Raw genomic sequence first — 730 nt, 5'->3', positions numbered from 1 at the left:
GTGTAGCGCTTCAGATGTTCGACCGAGACGAAGTTTTCGCGGGCCGCCAGTTCCACGTCCTTCACCGTGACGTCGTTCTGGTAGTCGATCCAGATTCGTCCTTTCGAGCCGGGCACCGGCCAGGCGGCTACAATCCCGGCTGTCGCTTCCGGACCGGTGCTGCGCGGGGTTACCGCCTCCGTCTGGCCGAGCGATGCGCCGGCTTTCTCCGCGGAGGCGAACACGTCCGACAAGGAAACCGCGCCGGCGGCGGCGCCCGCCACGGAAATGCCGTCAACCGGATTGCCAGGCAGGAAGGCGGCGCGGGCCTCGCTCCAAGCAAGCTTGCCCTTGGCCTGGCCAAAGAGATGAATGGTCGGCGTCCAGCCCCCCGAGACCAGCACGCAATCGGCGTCGAGCCTGGTGCCGTCGTCCAGCGTCACACCTTCAACGCGTAGCCTGCCGGTGGCGGAGGCGAGCGCCCGCCCCTTGGACAACCGTATCGTGGCGGGCGCGGCGGGCATCCCGTCACGCCTGATGTCGATAAGCGTCACTTCGGCGCCGGCCTCGGCGATCGCCTCCGCGACCTCATAGGCACTGTCATTGTTGGTGGCGACGACGACGCGCCGGCCAACCAGCACCGCATGGCGTCTGAGATAGGCGAGCGCGGCATCGGCCGACAGGATTCCCGGCAGATCATTGTTGGCGAAAGGCAGCGGCCGCTCGATGGCGCCGGTAGCCAGCACGATCC

General features: G+C 67.5%; 1 protein-coding gene. It reads right to left on the bottom strand.

The window, feature by feature from the left end; all coding sequences use genetic code 11:
- Positions 1–730, bottom strand: a 730-nt coding sequence (locus EOA36_RS36455) for an FAD-dependent oxidoreductase (RefSeq protein ID WP_189553570.1), incomplete at both ends; no start/stop codon positions are given.

The organism is Mesorhizobium sp. M8A.F.Ca.ET.021.01.1.1 (genome assembly GCF_003998025.1).
Classification (GTDB): domain Bacteria; phylum Pseudomonadota; class Alphaproteobacteria; order Rhizobiales; family Rhizobiaceae; genus Mesorhizobium.
Note: the sequence above shows the minus strand (reverse complement) of the source record. Positions and strands in the feature narration are given on the sequence as shown.